This window comes from Pseudomonas putida (assembly GCF_050990305.1).
GTDB classification, from domain to species: Bacteria; Pseudomonadota; Gammaproteobacteria; order Pseudomonadales; family Pseudomonadaceae; genus Aquipseudomonas; species Aquipseudomonas putida_AH.
In genome coordinates this window covers 1,249,891-1,267,910 of record NZ_CP158817.1, presented here as the reverse complement: position 1 = coordinate 1,267,910, position 18,020 = coordinate 1,249,891, and the positions used below count along the sequence as shown (strand labels likewise).

At 59.8% G+C, this 18,020-nt stretch carries 25 protein-coding genes; 23 read left to right on the top strand and 2 right to left on the bottom strand.

What is annotated here, in order from left to right:
* The first annotated feature begins 120 nt into the window (after positions 1-120).
* The 7 genes from ABTV22_RS05780 (at position 121) to ABTV22_RS05750 (ending at position 3,411) form a co-directional block, all read left to right on the top strand.
* Positions 121-402, top strand: coding sequence for a hypothetical protein (locus ABTV22_RS05780; RefSeq protein ID WP_433738971.1), 282 nt, complete (start codon positions 121-123; stop codon positions 400-402).
* Entirely contained in the window at positions 399-632 is a 234-nt protein-coding gene (locus ABTV22_RS05775; protein ID WP_433738970.1) for a hypothetical protein, read from the top strand. Before ABTV22_RS05780 ends, ABTV22_RS05775 begins: the two co-directional genes overlap by 4 nt.
* Positions 629-1,090 carry a hypothetical protein gene (locus ABTV22_RS05770; RefSeq protein WP_433738969.1) on the top strand — a complete coding sequence of 154 codons (462 nt, stop codon included), beginning with the start codon at positions 629-631 and terminating at the stop codon, positions 1,088-1,090. Before ABTV22_RS05775 ends, ABTV22_RS05770 begins: the two co-directional genes overlap by 4 nt.
* Before the next feature lie 81 nt (positions 1,091-1,171).
* Positions 1,172-1,489 carry a hypothetical protein gene (locus ABTV22_RS05765; protein WP_433738968.1) on the top strand — a complete coding sequence of 106 codons (318 nt, stop codon included), beginning with the start codon at positions 1,172-1,174 and terminating at the stop codon, positions 1,487-1,489.
* On the top strand, positions 1,479-1,697 hold the full coding sequence (locus ABTV22_RS05760) for a LexA family protein (RefSeq protein WP_433738967.1): 219 nt from the start codon (positions 1,479-1,481) through the stop codon (positions 1,695-1,697). The genes ABTV22_RS05765 and ABTV22_RS05760 overlap by 11 nt, the downstream gene beginning before the upstream one ends.
* Before the next feature lie 57 nt (positions 1,698-1,754).
* Positions 1,755-2,762, top strand: a complete 1,008-nt coding sequence (gene yejK, locus ABTV22_RS05755) for a nucleoid-associated protein YejK (RefSeq protein WP_433738966.1) — start codon at positions 1,755-1,757, stop codon at positions 2,760-2,762.
* Between the two features lie 55 nt (positions 2,763-2,817).
* Entirely contained in the window at positions 2,818-3,411 is a 594-nt protein-coding gene (locus tag ABTV22_RS05750) for a hypothetical protein (RefSeq protein WP_433738965.1), read from the top strand.
* A gap of 54 nt (positions 3,412-3,465) precedes the next feature.
* Here the strand turns inward: ABTV22_RS05750 and ABTV22_RS05745 are convergent, their stop codons facing one another.
* The gene (locus ABTV22_RS05745) at positions 3,466-4,227 is read right to left on the bottom strand and encodes a hypothetical protein (protein WP_433738964.1); all 762 of its coding nucleotides are present in this window, start codon (positions 4,225-4,227) and stop codon (positions 3,466-3,468) included.
* Positions 4,228-4,333: 106 nt separating this feature from the next.
* On the opposite strand from ABTV22_RS05745, the gene ABTV22_RS05740 reads away from it, so the two are divergent.
* From ABTV22_RS05740 to ABTV22_RS05680, 13 genes are all read left to right on the top strand, one after another.
* Positions 4,334-4,654 (top strand): hypothetical protein, encoded by a 321-nt coding sequence (locus ABTV22_RS05740; protein WP_433738963.1) that lies wholly within the window; start codon positions 4,334-4,336, stop codon positions 4,652-4,654.
* Positions 4,651-5,049: a hypothetical protein gene (locus ABTV22_RS05735; RefSeq protein WP_433738962.1), complete on the top strand. Its 399-nt coding sequence runs from the start codon at positions 4,651-4,653 to the stop codon at positions 5,047-5,049. Before ABTV22_RS05740 ends, ABTV22_RS05735 begins: the two co-directional genes overlap by 4 nt.
* On the top strand, positions 5,046-5,342 hold the full coding sequence (locus ABTV22_RS05730; RefSeq protein ID WP_433738961.1) for a hypothetical protein: 297 nt from the start codon (positions 5,046-5,048) through the stop codon (positions 5,340-5,342). Before ABTV22_RS05735 ends, ABTV22_RS05730 begins: the two co-directional genes overlap by 4 nt.
* 86 nt (positions 5,343-5,428) lie before the next feature.
* Entirely contained in the window at positions 5,429-6,085 is a 657-nt protein-coding gene (locus ABTV22_RS05725) for a hypothetical protein (RefSeq protein ID WP_433738960.1), read from the top strand.
* Positions 6,082-6,309, top strand: coding sequence for a hypothetical protein (locus ABTV22_RS05720; protein WP_433738959.1), 228 nt, complete (start codon positions 6,082-6,084; stop codon positions 6,307-6,309). The genes ABTV22_RS05725 and ABTV22_RS05720 overlap by 4 nt, the downstream gene beginning before the upstream one ends.
* 49 nt (positions 6,310-6,358) lie before the next feature.
* Positions 6,359-6,604 (top strand): hypothetical protein, encoded by a 246-nt coding sequence (locus ABTV22_RS05715; protein ID WP_433738958.1) that lies wholly within the window; start codon positions 6,359-6,361, stop codon positions 6,602-6,604.
* A complete protein-coding gene (locus ABTV22_RS05710) occupies positions 6,601-7,326 on the top strand; it encodes a hypothetical protein (protein ID WP_433738957.1) in 726 nt (241 codons plus the stop codon). Before ABTV22_RS05715 ends, ABTV22_RS05710 begins: the two co-directional genes overlap by 4 nt.
* 38 nt (positions 7,327-7,364) lie before the next feature.
* Positions 7,365-7,607, top strand: coding sequence for an excisionase (locus tag ABTV22_RS05705; protein WP_057975987.1), 243 nt, complete (start codon positions 7,365-7,367; stop codon positions 7,605-7,607).
* Positions 7,588-8,691: a phage integrase Arm DNA-binding domain-containing protein gene (locus ABTV22_RS05700; RefSeq protein WP_433738956.1), complete on the top strand. Its 1,104-nt coding sequence runs from the start codon at positions 7,588-7,590 to the stop codon at positions 8,689-8,691. The genes ABTV22_RS05705 and ABTV22_RS05700 overlap by 20 nt, the downstream gene beginning before the upstream one ends.
* 50 nt (positions 8,692-8,741) lie before the next feature.
* Positions 8,742-9,104 (top strand): ArsC family reductase, encoded by a 363-nt coding sequence (locus tag ABTV22_RS05695; protein ID WP_433738955.1) that lies wholly within the window; start codon positions 8,742-8,744, stop codon positions 9,102-9,104.
* A 32-nt stretch (positions 9,105-9,136) separates the two neighbouring features.
* Positions 9,137-10,171: a 2,3,4,5-tetrahydropyridine-2,6-dicarboxylate N-succinyltransferase gene (gene dapD, locus ABTV22_RS05690; RefSeq protein WP_433738954.1), complete on the top strand. Its 1,035-nt coding sequence runs from the start codon at positions 9,137-9,139 to the stop codon at positions 10,169-10,171.
* 156 nt (positions 10,172-10,327) lie between these two features.
* Positions 10,328-11,533, top strand: coding sequence for an aminotransferase class V-fold PLP-dependent enzyme (locus ABTV22_RS05685; RefSeq protein ID WP_433738953.1), 1,206 nt, complete (start codon positions 10,328-10,330; stop codon positions 11,531-11,533).
* Entirely contained in the window at positions 11,530-11,934 is a 405-nt protein-coding gene (locus tag ABTV22_RS05680; RefSeq protein WP_433738952.1) for a SufE family protein, read from the top strand. Before ABTV22_RS05685 ends, ABTV22_RS05680 begins: the two co-directional genes overlap by 4 nt.
* A gap of 90 nt (positions 11,935-12,024) precedes the next feature.
* Here the strand turns inward: ABTV22_RS05680 and tcdA are convergent, their stop codons facing one another.
* Positions 12,025-12,837 (bottom strand): tRNA cyclic N6-threonylcarbamoyladenosine(37) synthase TcdA, encoded by an 813-nt coding sequence (tcdA, locus tag ABTV22_RS05675; protein WP_433738951.1) that lies wholly within the window; start codon positions 12,835-12,837, stop codon positions 12,025-12,027.
* 377 nt (positions 12,838-13,214) lie between these two features.
* Between tcdA and ABTV22_RS05670 the strand changes: the two genes are divergently transcribed.
* The 3 genes from ABTV22_RS05670 to ABTV22_RS05660 all read left to right on the top strand — a co-directional run bounded on the left by ABTV22_RS05670 (position 13,215) and on the right by ABTV22_RS05660 (position 17,968).
* Positions 13,215-15,806 carry a glycosyltransferase gene (locus ABTV22_RS05670; protein ID WP_433738950.1) on the top strand — a complete coding sequence of 864 codons (2,592 nt, stop codon included), beginning with the start codon at positions 13,215-13,217 and terminating at the stop codon, positions 15,804-15,806.
* A gap of 201 nt (positions 15,807-16,007) precedes the next feature.
* Positions 16,008-17,159: a succinyl-diaminopimelate desuccinylase gene (gene dapE, locus ABTV22_RS05665; protein WP_433738949.1), complete on the top strand. Its 1,152-nt coding sequence runs from the start codon at positions 16,008-16,010 to the stop codon at positions 17,157-17,159.
* On the top strand, positions 17,159-17,968 hold the full coding sequence (locus ABTV22_RS05660) for a putative RNA methyltransferase (protein WP_433738948.1): 810 nt from the start codon (positions 17,159-17,161) through the stop codon (positions 17,966-17,968). The genes dapE and ABTV22_RS05660 overlap by 1 nt, the downstream gene beginning before the upstream one ends.
* Positions 17,969-18,020 lie beyond the last annotated feature (52 nt).

Here is an 18,020-nt window from a genome sequence, read left to right as displayed (position 1 = left end):
CGTCCAACGGGTCTTTCTTTTTGCCCGCGTTTATTGCGCCAGCACTCTCCCCAGCGCCCAACGGTAACCAGCAGGAGGACAGAGTGCTGACGAATACACGCACCCCATCGAGGAATCGCCATGCATCCATCAATACAACAGCGAGTCGACGGGGTTGCGGCCCTGAGCATTCGCTCCAGCATCGCCACCGCCGCGTTCTATGCCCTGATCGGCAAGGAGCAGCCAGTGCCAGAGATTCGCTACCAGGTCCAAACCAAGGGCAATGCCTACCATATCGTCGAGCGCTCCACCGGCAAGGTGAAGGGCTTTCGCTGGACATGGAAAGACGCCATCAGCTTCGCCCAGGTACTGGAAGCGCGGGCCGACGGCATCAAGGTCGCGCTGTCGGGTGAACGGAAATGATCGGTCAGCCAATGCCAAATCCGAAGGATGCGATCACGGCTCGCCTGAATCAGCAGATTGACCAGTTCTTCGGCGCCGGCGGCAACGCCCAGGCTGAAACCTGCACTGCGATGAGGCCTCGCCCCGCCCGGTCGGACAAGATCGATCCTGACACCGTCTTGAAGCGCCGTCGCCCTTCTCCATCCCATGCTGAACGCATCGCACTGCGGCGTATCACGGAGGCGCTATGAGCAAGCGCAAACCGAACAATGGATTCGCCCGGGCCGAACGAAGCTGCCGGGCATTGCTCCGAACCAACTATGTCGCGGTCGTGAACATCGACCCAAGTGGCGCCCAGATCATGGCGAACTGGAAGAGCTGCCGGCAGATCCGCAGCCTGGCCATCGCCAATGCCCTGTTCGATTTTTCCTACCGCTGGACGATCTACATCAGCGCCATGTGTCGAGACGAGCGCGGCGGTGAGTACGTCAAGTCGGTGGAGATCTCGCCGGAGGGCATCTACAAGGTCGAGCGCCTGACAGATGCCATCGAGCATTACTACCTGGAGCTAAGAGATAGCTGCAACCCAAACCACCTGGTTGCTTCTGGGTGGATCGCCGTTCCCGCGGAAGTGACGCTCGAAGAGGCGCAGGCCGCGAAGCTGTTCTACGCCGCCGGCGCTTGGCATCAGGTGAAGGTCGCAGCATGAGACGCCTAAGCATCCAGGTGCGCCAGCGCCGACGACAGACATGGCTGGATCTGCCAGCCCACGGAATTGAAGAGACAGGCCATGGCCAAGAGCAACGCGGATATTCAGAGGGACAAGCGCGCCAAGGAGAAAGCCCTGCTCGATCGGATCGGCGCCGAGAAGCGATCGCTGATCGTGTCGAAGTCATTGGATGACGCCCTTAATGTTTTGGGCGAGCGCCACGGCTTCGAGGAATGGCAGGAAACATTGTCGACGCTTCTGATCAACCTGGCCAAAGCGCCAGCCGAAGACACCGCCCGCTTCGCTTCGATGTCGCGACCGGTAATTGTCATCACTGAAAAGCAGTCGCGACAGCTAAAAGCTTTTGCCAATCGCGAGGCCGCTCAACATGTCGAGTAACAACACCCCCATCAGCAAGGTGGAAGCCGAGACCCTGGGCTTTATCAAAGGCTTCATCGAGAAGAACGGCTACTCGCCCACCATTGCTGAACTGGCCACTGCCGCCGGCGTAAACGGAAACGCAGTAGCCGAGCGCGTGGCCCGTCTGCTTCTGAAAGGCGCGATCACCAAGACGCCACGAATCGCACGAAGCATTCGCCTGGCGTAACCACCACCCACAGTCGCATCCGGTCACGGAGGGCGGCGCCTACCTGAGGTAACCGAATTGCCTGTTCTCCACAGCATCATCCACAAGATCGACAAGAAGCCCGACGGCAGCCCGGCGATCCTGCACTACAGCGGCGCTGAATTGGTCGAGAGCCAAGCCCGCGACGAGCTGGTCAACCAGTTCAACGAAAGCTACAACGCTAAGGCCGGCAAGGCCTGGGGCTTCTTTCATGCCGAATCGGGCGCCTTCCCTCTCAGTGGCTGGCTCAGCAAGTACATGGCCGGCACCGAAAACTTTGTGGATTTCAGCGGCGACGCCGTAGAGCACCTCACAAGGCTCATGGAAGAATCCAATCTGACGATCGGTGGTAGCGCCCTCTTCTGCCATTACGTGCAAGGCATGACCGACTATTTGGTCATTGGCCTGCTTCAGGAAACCGAAGCGGTGATCATGACCGAAGGGCTGACGCTGATGCCTATTCGACGCCTGGATCTCGATCATATCCATCTGGCCGCGCGGATCAATCTAAGCGAGTGGAAGAGCAATCCAGCATCCCGTCAGTACATCTCGTTCATCAAGGGCAAGAACGGCCGAAAGGCAAACGATTACTTCCGCGACTTCATTGGCTGTCAGGAAGGTGTCGACGGCCCGGGCGAGACCCGCACTCTGCTCAAGGCGTTCAGCGACTTCGTTGAAAGCGAAGACCTGGCCGAAGATTCCGCCCGCGAGAAGACCAACACGCTGGTGAGTTACGCGATGTCCCAGGCCAAACTTGGCGAGGCGATCACCATCGATGAGTTGTCGGAATTGCTTGATGAAGTCCAGCCGAAGAACTTCGCGGACTTCATCAAGGGCAAAGACTACGGGCTTTCCGCCACTTTGCCGCCGGACAAGAAGACCCTAAACAAATTCCGGCGCTTCACTGGTCGTATCGATGGCTTATCGATCAGCTTCGAGCAGCACCTGCTCGGTTCGAAGGTCGAGTTCGACGAAGCCGGCGGCACCCTGACGCTGCGAAGTCTGCCGACTCAGCTCACAGACCAACTCAAGCGCGCAGCCGCCTGACACTCACCGCAACGCCGCGCTCTGGACGGAGGGCGGTGCCTGACTGGAGAAATCCATGATCGAAGTCACCGAAACGCAGCTTGGGCTGCTCTGGCACACCTTAGGGCTTCGCCCAGATGATGGTCGCCATCGCGAGATCAGCCGAAACTACTTCCTTACCAGCCCGGGCTACGACGACGCGAACAATCTCGACGTGCTGGTTGAAGCCGGCCTGATGCGCCGCGGCAAGGCTCCGGCCTTCTGTGCTGACGATGAGGTGGTCTATCGCGCGACCGACGAGGGCGAGCTGTTTGCTCTGCGAAAAATGCCGCCATTGCCACCTCCGCCCAAACGCACCAAGTTTGATGCATACCTTGATGAGTGCGAGTGCTACGACGGGTTTGCCCACTTCCTCGGCATTAATCAGCCGAAGTTCCAGCAACGTGGCGAGTGGGGGAAGTGGGAATACAGAATGGTGCGCTACCCGCGTGGCAGCGCTTATCGCCATTCCAGATCCTCTTACTGGTCGCCATACGAATCGCTGGAAGTTGCTGGCGAGTGGGCTCCAACCATGAAGGCGGCAAAGGCAAGCTACAAGCTCGCGCTGAAGGAATTCCGCCAGCGTCCGCGCCATCCATTGAGCGACTGCGACCGGGCCTATCTGGCCTGATCTGCCGGCGCCAACCCCGCGCCTCACCACTTCCACAAATCACGCCAGCCGCATTCAAACAGGCATGATCTTGTACTCATGTTGATGCCATGAGCTTTCCATAATCGAATCCACAAACTCTTTGAAGGCGAACTCGAACTCAAGAGACATCCCTCGATCAGACGATGTGCCTTCGATATACGAAAACTTGGTGAGTGCGCTCAATACCATCCCCATAACTGGCAAGGCCCGCTTGAAGTTTTCCATTGAAATTTCTGATCGAACATGGCCGCCAAGATAAATTTGAATCTTGTCAGCTTTGAGGAAGGTGTAATGCATATGGCCTGACAGTGAGGCGAAGTCTCCAACCCAGTCCGCAACTTCCCGCCTACTTGGCTGAATTGGTTTACAAGCGAGATCCGCAAGTCTTTTGAAAGCTTTCTGCCATGAAACAACTTCGAAATGCCCTACTTCGCTGAATCCGAGTGATGGATTCCGATTGTCTGGAAAGATCGCGTCATAAAGTTCGTATCGACGGAAAAACTGGATATTGAGTGAAGACTCAGTCCCGTCCAGCCACTCGTTAAATGACTCGAAATGCATTTTGTGGGTTTGACGTCGTATCGATATCGAAGAGTCGAATGACTGCTTTTGTGCAGCGCTTGCCGCACTCCATGCAGCGAAAGCTGCGAAAGCCGTTGCTACGGCAGAGATGATCGCAAACAGGTCGACGATCTTGAAACCTTCAGATTTTCCTCCTGAAAAGGCATAAGCGAATAATCCACCGGTCAGAAAAAGACCGACGCAACCGCCCCAAATCACTCTGTCCTTAATCACGATCTTGTCCCCCGGGTTGATTCGCGATTATGCCGAACTGCTGAGCCTATCGGGAAATAACCCCTCACCCTCCACCGCCCGGGCATGACCCGGTTTAGGACGCCCCATGCCCACAGAAAACCGGCCAACTGATCCATTCGGCCCGAACGGTCGCACCTTCCATATTCACTTGAGTGTTCGCGGCGCACTGCGAGACTTCAGTAAACGCCAGCTCAAAGGCATGTTCCGCCTTGAAGGTGGCCGGGAGTGCACAGCCGACGAGGCCAAGGATCATCTGCTTGAAGCGCTGGCCCAAGGCAAAGAAGTGCTTCCCTTCGGACCGCCCTGTGATGGATTCGACTTCACCGGAAACGGCTGCCCCGGCCACGACAACCCTCCACCGGTTGTGAATTCCCATGATCTGGTATCGATGGAGATTGCAGGATGAGCGAAGCACAGAAAACCCCAGCCGCGAAATGGCGGGAATCCGGCGAAGATGACCCACACGGTGAGCGCTACAACTGCCAGCGCGCGGCATTGAGCCTGGGCGAATACACGGACGATGAGCTGGCCAACGGTGTATTTCTTCACGGCAACGAACCGCTGAATGTGAATGCGATCCTTCGCAAGACGCCGGGTTATCACTCATCCATCGTCTGGCTCACTGCGGCGAAAGATCGGATCCGCTGGCTGTCCCGGGCGCTTGAGGAATCAGCCGCTCGCGAACAAGCCTTGCACCAGCGCCTGAACGAAGCGGATCAACGGGTTGATGATCTACTGGCGGAAATTGCAACTGTGCGGAAAGGCCCCTGCAAAATGATAGTGGGGGACGAACTGCCATGACCCACAAATGCTACCGGCGCGACCCGGACGTAAAAGCGGTCACCGACCTTGTGACCGACGAGCAAATGCACAGCGTGTTCCAGGGCACCAACTTTGGTCACACTGATTACCGCGGCCTGTTGGCCCAAGGCTGCATCAAAGCGCTGGCAGCCTGGCACCAGGGGCACACGCTCACCACCATCCTTGACGAGCTGCGCTTGATCAGCTGGAACAAGCAGAAGGACAAAATCAAAGTCACCGCCAAAGGCCGCCACTACATCTGGCTGGCTTTCAAAGGCCGCCCGGGCGTTTGATGCCGACAGGAGTACATCTGTACTCCCCCGCCAAAATTACTCCCCCCCCCTTCAAAGTCAGCCGCTATAGCGGCAAAGGAACAGTCATGCCTGAAATAAAGGAACGGCCGATCTTGTTCTCGGCCCCGATGGTGCGCGCCATCTTGGAAGGCCGGAAAACAGTCACGCGGCGAGCTCTCAATGCGCGAGTTCTGCGGGACATCGGCTACGGCGTACAGCTCGGTGAGTGTCACGAACTGCCGGCAGATGGTGCGCTGCATCCGAACAGCATCGGGTACTACACCAGCTTCTGCCCCTACGGGTTTCCGGGCGACCGGTTGTGGGTGCGCGAGAGCCTGGGCTATGACTGCGAATACGGCCACTACTTCGCCGCCGGCGGCGCACACGGAGAGACTGTCTATCTGTGCTCACTGTTCGATGATGACGTAGCCGAGACAGGCTATAGCTACGACGGCCTGCTCCCAGAGCGCTCAGTGCCAAGCATCCATGTTCATCGCCAATACAGTCGCGTCCTGCTGGAAATCACCGACGTGCGCGTTGAGCGGTTGCAGGACGTCAGCGAAGAACAGGCAACTGCCGAAGGGCTTCAAGCCTGGCGCGTGACCGGCGATGGCGGTTATTCCGATGACGGTGAATCAGCTCGCGATCAATTCATCGATCTGTGGCGCGATATCAATGGCGCCAGTGCCTGGGCTGCCAACCCGTGGGTCTGGGTCGTCGAGTTCAAGCAGGTGACGCCATGACGGTATTCATCATGGAGTATCGGAAGATTGGCTACACACTTTCCGATGGCCTCAGGCCAGATCCGAAATGGGGTAAGCGACGGTTTACGGTCGATTCAAAAGATGTCGGAACTGATGACGTCAACGTGGTGCTAGTGGCGGCCAATGCACCAGAGAACACGCCCGACGGCTACAAGCTGTTTTCAGTTCGGGACCGTGACGCAGGTGTTGAGGTACGGCCATGATCGCCCTCGTCTGGTTCGCCTACGTGTACTGCTACAAGGGGCCGCGGTGATGAATACCTATCGACACACCTTCGCAGCTACCTGCCCTAATGATGGCGACTTGATCGTATATCGGCTCGAGATCCGCACCACCGGCATCATATGGGTCGAGCACATCAAAGCTGCTACGGCGCTCATAAAGTCCGGAATTCAAGAGCAGATCGCAGACCTGCTGCACGAAAGCCTTGGCGGTGATCTGACTCTACACGGCGTCCACCAGAGCATCGAGATTGAATCAGTGAGGCCCAGCAGATGATCGCTTATCACGGCACACCAATTGGCGGTACTCGGCAGGACGGCGCCCGCTTCCTCGCCGGGAGGCACGCTCTGGTGCCGTTCCCGCGACAAGACGACATGGGCATTGTCGCTGACGTATGCCAGTCGTTCGTGTTCGACAACGGTGCGTTTTCGGTCTGGAAGAAAGGCGGGATCCTGGACGTTGACGGGTACACCCGCTGGGTCGAGCAATGGCACCGACACCCGGGCTTTGACTGGGCGCTCATCCCCGACGTTATTGATGGTGATGAAGCAGAGAACGACTCGCGTCTGGCGGAATGGCCCTCGGAATTGCGCGGCGTGCCGGTTTGGCATCTGCACGAATCGCTCGAGCGGCTTCAACGACTGGCTGCTGACTGGCCGACGGTGGCCATCGGTAGTTCCGGCCAGTGGGCAAGCCCGGGAACGCCTTCATGGTGGAAGCGGATCAGTTCAGCGATGGACTCCATCTGCGACGACCAGGGCAGGCCAGCATGCAGACTTCACGGCCTGCGCATGCTCGACCCTGCGATCTTCCAGCACCTTCCCTTCGCCTCGGCCGACTCCACAAACGCCGCAGTGAACGGCGGCAGCATCAGCCGCTTCGGTATGTACGCCCCGCCGACTGCCGGCCAGCGCGCCAACGTCATCGCTGATCGCATCGAATCACACAACAGTTCGCCGATTTGGCAACGAGAAACCCAGGCCGAAATGGCCATCTAATATCCATCTTCTGCCGCCACGCGCGGCATGGAGCCTTCATGAGCAAAGTTACCCTGGACGAATGGGCAGCGGCCGAGTTCAAGACGCCCCCCAGTCCCAACACCTTGCGCAAATGGGCGCGAGAAGGCCGGATCGCACCGGTACCGGTCAAGCACGGGCGAAACTACTATGTAGAATCCGACGCCCACTACCAGGAACCTGACCAGCAGCCCGCCCGGATTGTCGGAGGCAGCCTGATCAGCAGAATAGAGAGAGCACGCAATGGCGCCCAGGCCGCGTAACACCGGGTCAAAGGATCTTCCGCCCAATCTCTACCGTAAGACCGACGCCCGCAACGGCGTCACCTATTACACCTACCGCGACCCGATCAGTGGTCGCGTGTTTGGTCTGGGCAAGGATAAGGAGGCGGCCATTCGCGAGGCCGTCGCCGCCAACCACGCCGACACAATCAAGCCCACCCTGACGGAACGCATCAGCACTCCAGCGCCACTACCGGGCAAGCTGTTCTCAGAATGGCTGGTCGAGTACCGCGAGTTGTTCACCGAGCGCAAGCTGTCTGCCAGCAGCAACAAAAACGTGGGCATGCGGATCAACCGCCTTGACGCGGTATTCGGTTCGAAGGGGATCAAGGACATCACAACGATGGATGTGGCCGATTACTTGACAGGTATGGCCAAAGAAGGAAAAGCGCAGATGGCCAGGGCGATGCGCTCACTGTTGCGAGACGTGTTCGTCGAGGCCATGGCCAGGGGATGGGTCGGCGCCAACCCGGTCGAAGTGACCAAGGCAGCACGGGTGAACATCAAGCGCGAGCGGCTGACGCTGGAACTGTGGAAGGCAATCTACGAGGAAGCCGAGAAGCCGTGGCTTCGCAGGGCCATGGAGCTGGCGGTGCTCACGGGGCAACGCCGGGATGATATCGCCTCGATGTTGTTCAAGGATGTGCATGACGGTTTCCTGCACGTCGTGCAGTCCAAGACCGGCGCCAGGCTCCGGATCAGTACCGAGATTCGCCTCGAGTCTGTCGGCCTGGACCTGAACCAAGTGATCAAACAATGCCGTGATCGCGTTCTGTCACAACACCTGGTGCATCATGCCCAGGCACCGGGCCGGGCCAAAGCTGGCCAGCCGGTGGTGCTGGACACCCTGAGCTCGGCTTTTGCTGAGGCTCGGGACAAGGCCGGCGCGAAACTTGGGATAACTTTCGGCCGCCAGCCACCGTCCTTTCACGAGCAGCGATCGTTGGCAGCACGCCTCCATGAGGCCGAAGGCCGGGATGCACAGAAACTGCTCGGTCACCGTTCGGCCACCATGACCGACCTGTACCGCGACAGTCGAGGCGCTGAGTGGATCGACGTGGCATAATCGACGGCTGAATTTTAGGGCGATATTGGGGAAGTTTTGGGGAAGAATTTATGCCCAATAAAATCAAGCACTTAGAGCTTTACGGCATCAAAGCCTGCGACACCATGAAAAAGGCGCGCACCTGGCTCGATGAACACGCTGTCAGCTATGACTTTCATGATTACAAGGCGGTCGGTATCGACCGTGAACACCTGACCCAGTGGTGCAACGAGCACGGCTGGGAAGTGGTGTTGAACCGTGCAGGCACGACCTTTCGCAAGCTCGACGACGAACGCAAAGCCGATCTCGACCAGTCGAAAGCCATCGAACTGATGCTCGCACAACCTTCGATGATCAAGCGCCCGGTGCTCGATCTCGGTGACCGAACCCTGATTGGCTTCAAGCCAGACATCTACGCGGCAGCTCTCAAGTAAGCAGCCCGTTTCAATTTGTTAGAGGTATCAACATGTCCACTACCCTGTTCAGCCTGGCCTTTGGTGTCGGCACTCAAAACCGTGAAGGCGCTTGGCTGGAAGTGTTCTATGCACAGCCATTGCTCAAGCCGTCGGCCGAACTGGTCGCCGCCATTGCACCAGTCCTGGGCTACAGCGAAGGCAACCAGGCTATCGCTTTCACCACCGCTCAAGCCTCGCAACTGGCTGAAGCCGTCAAAGGCGTCGACGCAGCCCAGGCTGCCCTGCTGACCCGTCTGGCCGAGAGCCACAAGCCGCTGGTCGCCACCCTGCTGGCCGAAGATGCCCAGCTGTCGTCCACGCCTGAGGCCTACCTCAAGCTGCACCTGCTGTCCCATCGCCTGGTCAAACCGCACGGCCTGAACCTGGCCGGCATCTTCCCGTTGCTGCCGAACGTGGCCTGGACCAGCCAGGGCGCCATCGACCTGTCGGAACTTGCCGAGCATCAACTCGAAGCCCGTCTGCGCGGCGAGTTGCTGGAAGTATTCTCGGTGGACAAGTTCCCGAAAATGACCGACTACGTGGTGCCGGCCGGCGTGCGTATCGCTGATGCCGCGCGTCTGCGCCTGGGCGCCTACGTGGGCGAAGGCACCACCGTGATGCACGAAGGCTTCATCAACTTCAACGCCGGCACCGAAGGCCCGGGCATGATCGAAGGCCGCGTCTCCGCTGGCGTATTCGTCGGCAAGGGTTCGGACCTGGGCGGCGGCTGCTCGACCATGGGTACCCTGTCGGGTGGCGGCAACATCGTGATCAAGGTCGGCGAAGGCTGCCTGATCGGTGCCAACGCCGGTATCGGTATCCCATTGGGCGACCGCAACACCGTTGAATCGGGCCTGTACGTCACCGCCGGCACCAAAGTGGCGCTGCTGGACGAGAAGAACCAACTGGTCAAAGTGGTGAAAGCCCGTGAACTGGCCGGCCAGACCGACCTGCTGTTCCGTCGCAATTCGGAGACCGGTGCTGTGGAATGCAAAACCCACAAATCGGCCATCGAACTGAACGAAGCGCTGCACGCTCACAACTAATAAGCCACACGCCTTCTGTAGGAGCGAGGCTTGCCCGCGAAGTTTTTGGCGGCCTCAAGGCCCCCTTCGCGAGCAAGCTTCGCTCCTACAGGTTCGGCGTAGACCCGGCCATCAGGTCTGGCGTATATCCGCCCATGGTTATCAGGGCTCGACAACATGATGATTCTCTCCCCCTGGCGCGCCGACTTTCCGGCCATCGCCGCGCTGCAACGGCAAGCCCAGACCTATCTGGACAACGCCGCCACCACACAAAAACCTCAAGCCCTGCTCGATGCCCTGGCGCATTACTACGCCAACGGCGCGGCCAACGTCCATCGGGCGCAGCACCTGCCCGGCGCACACGCCACCCAGGCCTTCGAGGACAGCCGCCGTAAAGCCGCGCAATGGCTCAATGCCGGTGACAGCGGGCAGATCATCTTCACCCACGGCGCAACATCTGCGCTGAACCTCCTGGCCTATGGCCTGGAACCTCTATTCCATCCGGGCGATGAAATTGTCATCAGCGCCTTGGAGCATCACGCCAACCTGCTGCCGTGGCAGCAACTGGCACACCGCCGAGACTTGAAACTGGTCATCCTGCCGCTGGATGCCGACGGCGTGATCGACCTCGAAGCCGCCACACAATTGATCGGCCCACGCACGCGCCTGTTGGCGGTCAGTCAGTTGTCCAACGTGATCGGCGCCTGGCAACCACTGCCCGCGCTGATATCGATGGCCAAGGCGCACAACGCACTGACAGTGATCGACGGTGCCCAAGGCGTGGTCCATGGCCGCCACGACGTTCAAGCACTGGGTTGCGACTTTTATGTGTTTTCCAGCCACAAGCTCTATGGCCCCGATGGCCTGGGCGTGTTGTTCGGGCGCAACGAAGCGCTGCAATGGCTGCAGCCCTGGCAGTTCGGCGGCGAGATGGTGCTGGACGCCAACTACCACGAGGCACGCTTCCGTCCAGCACCGCTGGGTTTTGAGGCGGGTACGCCGCCGATTTCCAGCGTGATCGGCCTGGGGGCGACGCTGGACTACCTCTCAGGGCTCAATCAAGACGCCGTGTCTGCCCATGAAGCGGCGTTGCATGACTATTTGCTCAAAGGACTCCAGGCCCGCAGCGGCGTCCTCCTGCTGGGCAAGCCGCAAGTGGCACTGGCGAGTTTTACCATCGAAGGTGTACATAACTCAGATTTGGCGCACCTGCTGACCGAACAAGGCATTGCGGTGCGCGCCGGTCATCACTGCGCCATGCCGCTGCTCAAAAGCCTTCACCTGGCCGGAGCGATTCGTGTGTCGTTGGCGCTGTACAACGATTCCGAAGACCTGGAGCGGTTCTTTAAAGCGCTGGATCAAGCCTTGGAGCTACTGCGATGAACTTGCCTGCCGAAGCGGCCACAGCGCTGGAAGCCTTCCAGAATTTGCCCGGCTGGGAACAACGGGCGCGCCTGCTGATGCAGTGGGGCGAGCGCCTGCCTGCATTGAGCGATGAGGAAATCTGCGAGGCCAACCGGGTGCACGGCTGTGAAAGCCAGGTGTGGCTGGTGGGAGAGTTGAAGGATGGCCGCTGGCTGTTCAGGGCCAACAGTGATGCACGCTTGATCCGTGGGTTAGTGGCGTTGCTGCTGGCACGGGTCAACGGGTTGTCCGTGGCGCAGCTGAAGCAGTTGGATTTGGCGGACTGGTTCAATCAGTTGGGGCTGGGTCGCCAGTTATCCGAGTCGCGTAGTAATGGCTTGAATGCCGTACTACAACGGATGCGCGATTTAACCCTGTAGGAGCTGCCGAAGGCTGCGATCTTTTGATCTTGATTCAAAAAGACAAAATCAAAAGATCGCAGCCTGCGGCAGCTCCTACAGGGGGCGGTGTCAGGCTTGGGGTTTGATGCGTTCCGCTGGCCGCCGCACACCCGCCACAATCTTGTCCACCGCCTTGGTCGCCGCAACCATGCCGAACGTCGCCGTGACCATCATCACCGCGCCAAAGCCACCGGCGCAGTCCAGCTTCACGCCATCGCCGACAAAACTCTTCTGCAGGCAAATGCTGCCGTCCGGTTTCGGGTAGCGCAGTTGCTCGGTGGAAAACACGCACGGCACGCTGTAATGACGGGTCACAGTGCGCGAAAAGCCGTAGTCGCGGCGCAAGGTGGAGCGCACTTTCGAGGCCAGCGGGTCATTGAAGGTGCGGTTCAGGTCGCAAACCTGGATCAGCGTCGGATCGATTTGCCCGCCCGCGCCGCCGGTGGTGATGATCTGGATCTTGCGGCGCTTGCACCAGGCAATCAGCGCCGCCTTAGCGTTGACGCTGTCGATGCAGTCGATCACGCAGTCGATGTTCGGCGTGATGTACTCGGCCATGGTCTCGCGGGTGACGAAATCCGGCACCGCGTGAACCGTACAGTCCGGGTTGATCCCGCGCAGGCGCTCAGCCATCACCTCGACCTTGGGCTTGCCGACGGTGCTGTCCAGCGCGTGCAGTTGACGGTTGGCGTTGCTGACGCAGACGTCATCAAGGTCAAACAGCGAAATCTCACCGACACCGCACCGGGCCATGGCTTCCGCCGCCCAGGAACCGACGCCACCCACGCCGACGATCGCCACATGCGCCGCGCGCAGACGCTCGAGCCCCTCAATGCCATACAAGCGCGCGATGCCTGCAAACCGCGGATCTTCTGTACTCATGACCATCACCTCAAAAACCGGCGCGCATTATAAAGGGTGTCCTGCCTCACAAGCACTGTTCCTTTTTGACGGCGTCTGTTGCCGTCATGCTGCGTTGCCGCTCCTCGCCATAGCGGGCTATGACTCGTCGCGGCGCCATGCCTGACGACAACAGCCCCTCGTCAAAAGAGGAACGTGCCTGCGAAGCAGGACACCTTCACCGCCACAAGTTTTAAGTTTCAAACTCAAAGTGTAAGAACTTATACGAAAGCCGATTGCCCAATGTCAGGCATTTCCCTGTCCGATAGGCGTTCAGTGAACTGCCGGTGTAGGATGCGCGCCCTTTTGCGGCACCCAACCGTTCCCTCGTTCCACAGCCTTTGGAACCCGAAATAACCATGTCATCCCGTAAATTTGGACTCAACCTGGTCGTGGTGCTCGCCATCGCTGCCTTGTTTACCGGCTTCTGGGCGCTGATCAACCGCCCGGTCACCGCCCCCAACTGGCCTGAACAGATCTCCGGCTTCTCCTATTCGCCGTTTCAGCAGGGTCAATTCCCACAGAAGCAGCAGTATCCGACTGACGATCAGATGCGCCGTGATCTGGAGATCATGAGCAAGCTGACGGACAACATCCGCATTTACTCGGTCGATGGCACGCTGGAAGACATTCCGAAGCTGGCAGAGGAATTCGGCCTGCGGGTGACCCTGGGGATCTGGATCAGCCCGGACCAGGAACGCAACGAGCGGGAAATCGCCCGCGCCATTGAACTGGCCAACTCATCCCGTAGCGTCGTGCGTGTAGTGGTGGGTAACGAAGCGATCTTCCGTAAGGAAATCACCGCCCAGGAACTCAGTGTCCTGCTCGATCGCGTCCGCGCCGCCGTGAAGGTGCCGGTGACCACCTCCGAGCAGTGGCACGTCTGGGAAGAACATCCGGAGCTGGCCAAGCACGTTGACCTGATCGCCGCCCACGTCCTGCCTTACTGGGAATTCATCCCGATGGACAAGGCCGGGCAGTTCGTTCTCGACCGTGCCCGCGACCTGAAAAAGATGTTCCCGAAAAAACCGTTGCTGCTGTCCGAAATCGGCTGGCCGAGCAACGGCCGCATGCGCGGTGGCGCCGATGCGTCGCCGGCAGACCAGGCGATCTACCTGCGTACCCTGGTCAACAAGCTCAACCGCCAGGGCTTCAACTACTTCGTGATCGAAGCCTTCGACCAGCCATGGAAAGCCAGTGACGAAGGTTCGGTGGGCGCTTATTGGGGCGTGTTCAACGCCGCGCGCCAGCAGAAGTTCAACTTCGAAGGCCCGGTGGTGGCGATCCCGCAATGGCGCGTGCTGGCCATCGGTTCGGTGGTGTTGGCACTGCTGTCGCTGACCCTGCTGATGATCGACGGCTCGGCCCTGCGCCAGCGCGGTCGCACCTTCCTGACCTTTATCGCGTTTCTCTGTGGTTCGGTGCTGGTGTGGATCGGCTATGACTACAGCCAGCAATACAGCACCTGGTTCAGCCTGACGGTGGGTTTCCTGCTCGCCCTCGGCGCCCTCGGGGTGTTTATCGTGTTGCTGACCGAGGCCCACGAACTGGCCGAAGCGGTATGGATCCACAAGCGGCGTCGGGAATTCCTACCGGTGGTTGGTGATTCCAGCTACCGCCCGAAAGTGTCGATCCATGTGCCGTGCTACAACGAGCCGCCGGAGATGGTCAAACAGACCCTCAACGCCCTGGCCAACCTCGACTATCCGGACTTCGAAGTCCTGATCATCGACAACAACACCAAGGACCCGGCGGTCTGGGAACCGGTGCGCGATTACTGCGCAACCCTCGGCCCGCGCTTCAAGTTCTTCCACGTTGCGCCACTGGCAGGCTTTAAAGGCGGCGCGCTGAACTACTTGATTCCGCACACCGCCAAGGATGCCGAAGTGATCGCGGTGATCGACTCCGATTATTGCGTGCACCCTAACTGGCTCAAACACATGGTGCCGCACTTCGCCGACCCGAAAATCGCCGTGGTGCAGTCGCCTCAGGACTACCGCGACCAGAACGAAAGCACCTTCAAGAAGCTCTGCTATGCCGAATACAAGGGCTTCTTCCACATCGGCATGGTCACCCGCAACGACCGCGACGCGATCATCCAGCACGGCACCATGACCATGACTCGTCGCTCGGTACTCGAAGAACTGGGCTGGGCCGACTGGTGTATCTGCGAAGACGCCGAACTGGGCCTGCGGGTGTTCGAGAAAGGTCTGTCGGCGGCCTACTACCACGACAGCTACGGCAAAGGCTTGATGCCCGATACCTTTATCGACTTCAAGAAACAGCGGTTCCGCTGGGCCTATGGCGCGATCCAGATCATCAAGCGCCACACCCGCGCCCTGTTGCGCGGCAAGGACACCGAACTGACCCGTGGTCAGCGCTATCACTTCCTTGCAGGCTGGCTGCCGTGGGTGGCGGACGGCATGAACATCTTCTTCACTGTCGGTGCGTTGTTGTGGTCGGCGGCGATGATCATCGTGCCGCAGCGGGTCGATCCGCCGCTGCTGATTTTCGCGATCCCGCCATTGGCGCTGTTCGTGTTCAAGGTCGGCAAGATCATCTTCCTCTACCGTCGCGCCGTGGGCGTGAACCTCAAGGATGCGTTCTGCGCGGCGCTGGCGGGATTGGCCTTGTCGCACACCATCGCCAAAGCGGTGCTGTACGGTTTCTTCACCAGCAGCATTCCGTTTTTCCGCACACCGAAAAATGCCGATAACCACGGCTTCTGGGTGGCGATTTCGGAAGCGCGTGAAGAGCTGTTCATCATGCTGTTGCTGTGGGGCGCGGCACTGGGGATCTTCCTGGTCAACGGCATGCCGAGCAACGACATGCGCTTCTGGGTCACCATGCTGCTGGTGCAGTCGTTGCCGTACCTGGCGGCGCTGATCATGGCGTTCCTGTCGTCGCTGCCAAAACCTGCCGCCGAAGCCGAAACGGCACCAGCGGTCTAAATCTTCACCGATGCACTAAACGGCGGCCTATGGTCGCCGTTTTGCTTTAAGATAACCGCCATTTTGCAGGACCTGCCTCCCAATTCCCGTAGGAGCGAGGCTTGCCCGCGAACGAAGCGACTCGGTGTAACAGATACACCTCATCATCGTTCTTCGCGGGCAAGCCTCGCTCCTACAAGTAATATTTCCGGAGTTTTATCCATGACGGCCCACGCCGACCTTTCGCCGACCCTTCAACTCGCCATCGACCTGATCCGCCGTCCGTCCGTGACGCCGGTCGACGCCGATTGCCAGAAGCAGATGATGCAGCGCCTGGGCGATGCCGGTTTCATGCTGGAACCGATGCGCATCGAAGATGTGGATAACTTCTGGGCCACCCACGGCAAACACGATGGCCCGGTCCTGTGCTTCGCCGGCCACACCGACGTGGTGCCAACCGGTCCGGTGACCGCTTGGCAGATCGACCCGTTCAACGCAGTGATCGATGAACACGGCATGCTTTGCGGCCGTGGCGCGGCGGATATGAAAGGCAGCCTGGCGTCCATGACGGTGGCGGCCGAGCGCTTCGTCGCCGACTACCCGGATCACAAGGGCAAGGTCGCCTTCCTGATCACCAGCGACGAAGAAGGCCCGGCACACCACGGCACCAAGGCTGTGGTTGAACGCCTGGCGGCGCGAAAGGAGCGCCTGGACTGGTGCATCGTCGGCGAACCGTCGAGCACCACCCTGGTGGGTGATGTGGTCAAGAACGGCCGCCGCGGCTCCCTCGGTGCGAAATTGACCGTACGCGGCGTGCAGGGCCATGTGGCCTATCCGCACCTGGCGAAGAACCCGATCCACCTCGCCGCCCCGGCCCTGGCCGAACTTGCCGCCGAGCATTGGGACCATGGCAACGATTTCTTCCCGCCGACCAGCTTCCAGATCTCCAACGTCAATTCCGGCACCGGCGCGACCAACGTGATCCCAGGAGACCTGGTGGCGGTATTCAATTTCCGTTTCTCCACCGAGTCCACCGTCGAAGGTCTGCAAAAGCGCGTCGCCGACATCCTCGACAAGCATGATCTGGACTGGCACATCGACTGGGCCCTGTCCGGCCTGCCGTTCCTCACCGAGCCGGGCGCGCTGCTGGACGCGGTGTCGTCGAGCATCAAGGACATCACCGGTCGCGACACCAAGGCCTCTACCACTGGCGGCACCTCCGACGGGCGCTTCATTGCGACCATGGGCACACAAGTGGTCGAACTGGGTCCGGTCAACGCGACCATCCATCAGGTCAACGAGCGCGTACTGGCGGCTGACCTCGATGTGCTGACCGAGATCTACTACCAGACCCTCGTCAAGTTGCTCGCCTGATGTTGGCTTGCCCGATCTGCAGCGAACCGCTCAACGCGGTAGACAACGGCGTGGTGTGCCCCGCCGGGCACCGATTCGACCGTGCGCGCCAGGGTTACTTGAACCTGCTGCCCGTGCAGCACAAGAACAGCCGTGACCCTGGGGACAACCAGGCGATGGTCGAAGCCCGTCGCGATTTCCTCAACGCCGGGCACTATGCACCGGTGGCCAAACGCCTGGCAGAACTGGCGGCCGGTTATGCGCCGGTGCGCTGGGTCGACATCGGTTGTGGCGAGGGTTACTACACCGCGCAAATAGCCGAGGCCCTGCCGGATGCCGACGGCTATGCGCTGGACATTTCCCGCGAAGCGGTCAAGCGCGCCTGCAAACGCAACCCGAACCTGACTTGGTTGATCGCCAGCATGGCACGGGTGCCGTTGGCGTCGGGCAGCTGTCAGTTTCTGGCCAGCGTGTTCAGTCCGCTGGACTGGCAGGAGGCCAAACGCCTGCTCAGCCCCGGCGGCGGCCTGATGAAAGTCGGACCGACCAGCGGCCACCTGATGGAACTGCGCGAGCGGCTGTACGACGAAGTCCGTGAATACACCGACGACAAGCATCTGGCCCTGGTGCCCGAAGGCATGGCGCTGGCACACAGCGAAACCCTGGCGTTCAAACTGACCCTTGCCAGCGGCCAGGACCGGGCGAACCTGCTGGCCATGACCCCTCATGGTTGGCGCGCCAGTGCCGAGCGACGGGCAGCGGTCATCGAACAGGCAGAGCCGTTCGAGGTCACCGTGTCGATGCGCTACGATTATTTCGTACTTCAATAACCCGAATAATTTTTGGTCTTGGGCAATGACTCAAGACCGGCTAAATCCGCGA

Bases quoted from the DNA above. Each gene is read 5' to 3' on its own strand.
- ABTV22_RS05780 (WP_433738971.1), top strand. From the start codon at position 121: ATGCATCCATCAATACAACAGCGAGTCGACGGGGTTGCGGCCCTGAGC.
- ABTV22_RS05775 (WP_433738970.1), top strand. From the start codon at position 399: ATGATCGGTCAGCCAATGCCAAATCCGAAGGATGCGATCACGGCTCGC.
- ABTV22_RS05770 (WP_433738969.1), top strand. From the start codon at position 629: ATGAGCAAGCGCAAACCGAACAATGGATTCGCCCGGGCCGAACGAAGC.
- ABTV22_RS05765 (WP_433738968.1), top strand. From the start codon at position 1,172: ATGGCCAAGAGCAACGCGGATATTCAGAGGGACAAGCGCGCCAAGGAG.
- ABTV22_RS05760 (WP_433738967.1), top strand. From the start codon at position 1,479: ATGTCGAGTAACAACACCCCCATCAGCAAGGTGGAAGCCGAGACCCTG.
- ABTV22_RS05750 (WP_433738965.1), top strand. From the start codon at position 2,818: ATGATCGAAGTCACCGAAACGCAGCTTGGGCTGCTCTGGCACACCTTA.
- ABTV22_RS05740 (WP_433738963.1), top strand. From the start codon at position 4,334: ATGCCCACAGAAAACCGGCCAACTGATCCATTCGGCCCGAACGGTCGC.
- ABTV22_RS05735 (WP_433738962.1), top strand. From the start codon at position 4,651: ATGAGCGAAGCACAGAAAACCCCAGCCGCGAAATGGCGGGAATCCGGC.
- ABTV22_RS05730 (WP_433738961.1), top strand. From the start codon at position 5,046: ATGACCCACAAATGCTACCGGCGCGACCCGGACGTAAAAGCGGTCACC.
- ABTV22_RS05725 (WP_433738960.1), top strand. From the start codon at position 5,429: ATGCCTGAAATAAAGGAACGGCCGATCTTGTTCTCGGCCCCGATGGTG.
- ABTV22_RS05720 (WP_433738959.1), top strand. From the start codon at position 6,082: ATGACGGTATTCATCATGGAGTATCGGAAGATTGGCTACACACTTTCC.
- ABTV22_RS05715 (WP_433738958.1), top strand. From the start codon at position 6,359: ATGAATACCTATCGACACACCTTCGCAGCTACCTGCCCTAATGATGGC.
- ABTV22_RS05710 (WP_433738957.1), top strand. From the start codon at position 6,601: ATGATCGCTTATCACGGCACACCAATTGGCGGTACTCGGCAGGACGGC.
- ABTV22_RS05705 (WP_057975987.1), top strand. From the start codon at position 7,365: ATGAGCAAAGTTACCCTGGACGAATGGGCAGCGGCCGAGTTCAAGACG.
- ABTV22_RS05700 (WP_433738956.1), top strand. From the start codon at position 7,588: ATGGCGCCCAGGCCGCGTAACACCGGGTCAAAGGATCTTCCGCCCAAT.
- ABTV22_RS05695 (WP_433738955.1), top strand. From the start codon at position 8,742: ATGCCCAATAAAATCAAGCACTTAGAGCTTTACGGCATCAAAGCCTGC.
- dapD (WP_433738954.1), top strand. From the start codon at position 9,137: ATGTCCACTACCCTGTTCAGCCTGGCCTTTGGTGTCGGCACTCAAAAC.
- ABTV22_RS05685 (WP_433738953.1), top strand. From the start codon at position 10,328: ATGATGATTCTCTCCCCCTGGCGCGCCGACTTTCCGGCCATCGCCGCG.
- ABTV22_RS05680 (WP_433738952.1), top strand. From the start codon at position 11,530: ATGAACTTGCCTGCCGAAGCGGCCACAGCGCTGGAAGCCTTCCAGAAT.
- tcdA (WP_433738951.1), bottom strand. From the start codon at position 12,837: ATGAGTACAGAAGATCCGCGGTTTGCAGGCATCGCGCGCTTGTATGGC.
- ABTV22_RS05670 (WP_433738950.1), top strand. From the start codon at position 13,215: ATGTCATCCCGTAAATTTGGACTCAACCTGGTCGTGGTGCTCGCCATC.
- dapE (WP_433738949.1), top strand. From the start codon at position 16,008: ATGACGGCCCACGCCGACCTTTCGCCGACCCTTCAACTCGCCATCGAC.
- ABTV22_RS05660 (WP_433738948.1), top strand. From the start codon at position 17,159: ATGTTGGCTTGCCCGATCTGCAGCGAACCGCTCAACGCGGTAGACAAC.